Consider the following 5,054-nt stretch of genomic DNA (forward strand, 5'->3'; position numbering starts at 1 on the left):
AGGCATTCAGAAAAATTAATCCAAAAAAGGCTATAAGTAAATTTTTCTTCATTTAATTCTGTGAAAGATGTTGGGCACATTCAAAACATTGAATGAGTTCCTGGCTTATCTCAATATCTTCTGAACCATTAAGGGGTTCATTAAGTAATTCTTTTTGGGAAATGATCCTATGAAATTCCTTTGCCGTCTCCACCAGGTTCTCCCTTCTGCTTTTCAACTTGATCTTTATTTCTTCACCGTCAAGCTCGTAGATATCTTCAGGCCAAACTTTAAAAGCATCCTCTATGGCTTCATCGCTCATAAGGTCCTGAAGTTTTTGTGCCTCTTCAATGAAAATGCTTTCAGGAGTAAATCGAAGAAAATAAACATCATTAGGATAAACCAGTCCCGGCAGATAGTCTATCTCTTTCTCAAAAGGCCTTATTGTTGGCTCTATATTTTTATTGGAAATAATTTCGGGGATGATTCCGTCAATATTAAAAAATGCATTATCTCGGTCTCCTGCCAGGGGATAGGCCGTAAATCTGTTATTTTTTTTCTGTACAACCCATCCCCATTGCTTGGCATGCCTGTCCCAGTCACCAATAAACAAATCGAATAGCCTGGCTCTGACCAGAGCACTTTCATCCACCTTAAGTCGTGCTCCATACTTTTGCTTCCATTCCTGTAAATGTTTGGTATCCAGAATTTCTTCAACATCTTCCTTGGAAGTCCAGTTCTTTTCTCCTTCAGTTTCATATTCCAGGAGAAATAACCTGTTTCCATATTTTTCATTGTATTCTTCACCTAAAAAATCCTGCTTAGGTACGAAAACTACCCGGGGATGGGTGTGCAAAACCCCGGCAGCCTCAGAAAGCGAGGCCGAAAGAAGCGCCCCATAGGGATGAGAGGCCGAAATTGCATCTACCACTATATTTTCCAAACCAAGATTACGCGCGAATTCGGGAACATGTGAAGCCGGATCTTTGTTTACACTACGCAAGGAGTAGAGGATGCCGTCCGGACTTTCCAGGCGTAGGGAATGGGTTTGAGTTCCGCCCCCTTCCTTAACTATTTTCATTCCTCCAAAAAGCGTGTCCAGGAATACGACCGGGACCTTTACGGGAGTAGACCAGGCCTCCCGGTAATTCTCTCCCTGAATTATTCCTTTAAGTACATTCCCTTCATATAGGCTACTTGCTGCTATTTCTACTGTATCATGTTTTCTGAAGTCTATATTTTCCAGGTCTTCAAAGTCTTTTATGTTAACAGTCCCAAATTCCTTGTCGGTACTGGAGACAGAAATATAGATAAGACTTATTAAAAAGATTAGAATCAGAAGAAATATCCAGAAAATCTTTTTCATTGGTAGACATTGATTTATGATAATAAATTTAGGATATTCAGAGGAACTTTAAGAGGGATTACTACGAAAATTCTTTCCGTGAATAATCTAAAAACTTTGATCTTATGGCAAAATAAAAGCCCCCCATAAAATGGGAGACTTTCTCTAATTCAACAAAACTAAGCTAAAACTATTCTATACTTATGGGTAAAATAACAGTATCTATAACATGAATGATCCCGTTAGAGGCTGAAATATCAGGGGTAACGATATTCGCAGTATTGCCAACCGCGGTGATTTCTCTCTCAGGATTTACATTAAAACTCTCACCAAGCAAGGTTTCAATTGTACGGTAATTTTTTGGTGGCACTACGCTGTTAGCAGCCCTGCGACCCTCGGTTACGTGGTATAAAAGTACGTTTAGTACAAGTTCCGGGGTAACGTTTATTCCCTTATCATCAAGAGTTTTGTAAAGTTCTTCAAATGCAGCATCGTTAGGAGCAAATACAGTGTATTGGTCGGTGCCGTTCATAAATAGATCTACTAAACCAGCGTCTAGTTCTTCGTCTACATAAATCAGAGCCCCAACTAATTCATTAAAACCACCCTCAATGGCGATGGTAGCAATGGATTCATCCCCGGGTGCAGGTGCTCCTTTTTTATTGTCGGCTTCGGGCTTTTTCGTGCTGTTGGCTTCCAGCACATCATAAACCGTCATCTCATAAGATTCGGTTTCGGTTACTACATCTTCTTTTTCACAGGAGACGAGGAAAAAAGATAAAAGGACGATTAAAAAGATCGATACAGGTACTCTGCTGTAAGCGATCGGTAAAGCATAATTTTTCATAACATTTTAATTTACAGTTTGTTAATACTGTTGTAAATATATTAAACAATCTTATATTGTTTAGTTTTTTAACTAAATGTTTAGACAAAAAGTTGTTTTGTAAGAAAAGGATTTCAGCTTTCGGATCGAGAAGCCGATAAAAAGAATAATATTTTCGGCTGGTGGTATAGCCTAAATTAATAAAGTCATGATTAAGAACCGCTTAAAAACTTATTGACCATTAAATTGTTCGTTTTTATGTATTAAAATTCCAGTTATTAGCATTCGTCAATATTTATTTTAGCATACTTGCTTTAGAAGTAATTTCCTTTTCCTGTGTTTTAGTGCATAAGACTGTAACATATGTTACACGCCCCATCTATCGTGAATACTATTTTTGAAAAAATCCTAAAATAATTCGTTAATATGGAGATGACTATAACAGTACAAAATTTAAGATGTGGTGGTTGTGTAAATACTATTACTACTAAAATTTCAGAAATGGAGAATATCCAGGATGTCATGGTAGATAGAGAAGCCTCCTCAGTTTCCTTCCAATATACAGAGCCTGAAGACGCATCAAAAGTTAAAGATAAACTGAAAAAGCTGGGGTACCCTGAAATAGATGATGAAAACTCTCTGTTGACAAAAGCCAGCTCAATGTTAAGCTGCGCCACTGGTAAATTTTAATAGCCAGCAATAAAAGCCATAATTCCCGGCCCTTTTTAGCAATTAGAAAGGGCCGGATCTTTTTATAGAATTCCCGGAATGCTCGCTCCGCAAATGGAGTAATTAATACCCTTCCCTGTCGATTATAGATTCTTCTCCTTATTTTGATAAAGGGATAATTTTTCGTCTTAAATTCATAAATTTAGTATTCCCCCAATTAGAGAATCTAAAACGGAATTTCAGCCAATTCCTAACCGACAAATATCATATGGAAAATTTAAAAGAATTTAGCATTATTCAAATTACTGATGTGCATGGCTATATGGAGCCCCATTCGGAAATGTTTTGGGAAAATGGCCGGAAAGTATATCGCGAAGCAGGGGGCTATGCCAGAATTTCTCAATATCTAAAAAAAGTAAATGAGGAAAAACAGGGCGCAGTAATAACATTGGATGGGGGAGATACCTTCCATGGAACTTATCCCGTAGTTCAAACCAAGGGAGAAATTTTAATACCTGTACTTAACCATCTCGGTCTTGATGCTATGACAGCACATTGGGATTTCGCATACGGCCCGAAACGCTTTAAGGAAATCACCTCAGATTTGAATTACCCCATGTTAGCTATAAATGTTTATGATCAACAAACTGACGAATTACTATACAAACCCTGGATCATAAAAGAGATCAAAGGAATTAAAGTAGCTATTTTAGGTATCGCTTCCAATATTGTGGATAAAACCATGCCTTCCCATTTTAGCAAAGGAATTTATTTTACCCAGGGTAATGAAGAATTACCAAAATATATTGAAACTCTTAAAGAGCAGGAAAATACAGATGTGATTGTTTTGATTTCACATCTTGGGTTTCCGCAAAATCTGAAATTATTGAAAGAGGTGGATGGTGTGGATATATGCTTAAGCAGTCATACTCACTATCGTACCGAATCAATGGTGAAGGCTGGAAATACTGTGATGATCGAATCCGGGTGTCACGGTTCTTTTTTAGGAAGGTTGGATGTGACTCTTCAGAATAAGAAACTTAAAAATGTGAATTTTGAACTCATAGAAGTTTCTCAGGACCTTCCGGAAGATCAGGAATTAAAAAAGAAAATTGAAAATGCTTTGTTGCCATTTAGGGAATATTTGAATAAAAAAGCTGGAGAGACAACCCAGGCTTTAGACAGGAACAATATCCTGGAATCTTCTATGGACAATCTCTTACTTCAAGCCATGTTAATGGCAACCGGGTCACAGTTGGCTTTTTCTAATGGATGGAGGTATGGTGCACCAATAGTTCCCGGACCAATAACCAATAATGATTTGCACAATATAATTCCGGTCAACCCAGTGATAGAAACAGTAGTACTAACAGGTCACGAAATTCTGGAAATGATAGAGGAAAATCTTGAGAAGACTTTTTCCGGGGATGCCTATAAGCAACAGGGAGGCTTTGTTAAGCGCTGCCTTGGCCTGAAGGCTTATATTAAAATTGAGGTAGGTGCCCCTAAGCGGATTCAAAAACTTTTCATAGGTGAGGAGCCCATTAAGCCGGAAGAAAATTATACGGCCTGCTATGTAACCTCCCAGGGTGTTCCGGAGAAATATGGTAAAGAAAGGGCTGAAAGTGGGGTTCGCGCAGTTGACGCAATCCAGAAATACCTGGAAACAAAGTCCCCGGTTTCAGCAGAAATATTCGGAACTTTTGAAGCAGTTTAATTGCTTGTTGCTCTGGTAGGTTTGTTTAAGAAAAACTCACCGAACCTATCCCAGGTCTTGCCGTTATGTTTAAACAATACCAAACTTTCTGCAGTGAAAGACTCCTTTAGCTCTTGATCTTTTAGGTCCTTCCAGGCAGGTTCAAAATTTAAATAGCTGATGTCCCTGGTAGCTAAAGTAAAGTGTGGGTGAAAGTTGCCGCCTTTTTCATTTTCCTTTAGCTGAAGGTTTTTGTCAAGACTTTTTTGCAGTTTTTGGTGAAGCCGGACCAATCTTGGATTTTCGGCTATGGCTATAAACAGAACTTTGCGTGAAAACCTACCAAATCCATCTGTCTTTATCTCAAAAGCTTCCTGGTTTTCAACAAATTTCTCTAAGGTTTTCTGCAGTTTTTCTTCCCTGGTCTCGCTCATCCTGAAGGGGATTTGTAGCGTAAGATGCGCCGGAAGTTTCAACGCATGCCGGGTGTGGTATTTTTCCGCCAGTTCTTGTTTCAGCTTTTTTATACGTAAGCTCAG

5 protein-coding genes are annotated in these 5,054 nt (G+C 38.5%); 2 read left to right on the forward strand and 3 right to left on the reverse strand.

Annotation, left to right across the window (positions count from 1 at the left end):
• Positions 1–52: 52 nt before the first annotated feature.
• Positions 53–1,345 (reverse strand): hypothetical protein, encoded by a 1,293-nt coding sequence (locus tag ACESK1_RS11860; protein WP_372920391.1) that lies wholly within the window; start codon positions 1,343–1,345, stop codon positions 53–55.
• Between the two features lie 169 nt (positions 1,346–1,514).
• The gene (locus ACESK1_RS11865) at positions 1,515–2,171 is read right to left on the reverse strand and encodes a fasciclin domain-containing protein (protein WP_372920392.1); all 657 of its coding nucleotides are present in this window, start codon (positions 2,169–2,171) and stop codon (positions 1,515–1,517) included.
• A gap of 405 nt (positions 2,172–2,576) precedes the next feature.
• Here ACESK1_RS11865 and ACESK1_RS11870 point away from each other — a divergent pair, with 405 nt between their 5' ends.
• The gene (locus tag ACESK1_RS11870) at positions 2,577–2,840 is read left to right on the forward strand and encodes a heavy-metal-associated domain-containing protein (protein WP_372920393.1); all 264 of its coding nucleotides are present in this window, start codon (positions 2,577–2,579) and stop codon (positions 2,838–2,840) included.
• Between the two features lie 247 nt (positions 2,841–3,087).
• Positions 3,088–4,536 carry a bifunctional UDP-sugar hydrolase/5'-nucleotidase gene (locus ACESK1_RS11875; protein WP_372920394.1) on the forward strand — a complete coding sequence of 483 codons (1,449 nt, stop codon included), beginning with the start codon at positions 3,088–3,090 and terminating at the stop codon, positions 4,534–4,536.
• Here ACESK1_RS11875 and ACESK1_RS11880 read toward each other — a convergent pair.
• Positions 4,533–5,054: 2'-5' RNA ligase family protein (locus ACESK1_RS11880; RefSeq protein ID WP_372920395.1), on the reverse strand; the 522-nt coding region annotated here is incomplete at its 5' end. The genes ACESK1_RS11875 and ACESK1_RS11880 overlap by 4 nt on opposite strands.

This window comes from Salegentibacter sp., assembly GCF_041642575.1.
GTDB lineage: Bacteria > Bacteroidota > Bacteroidia > Flavobacteriales > Flavobacteriaceae > Salegentibacter.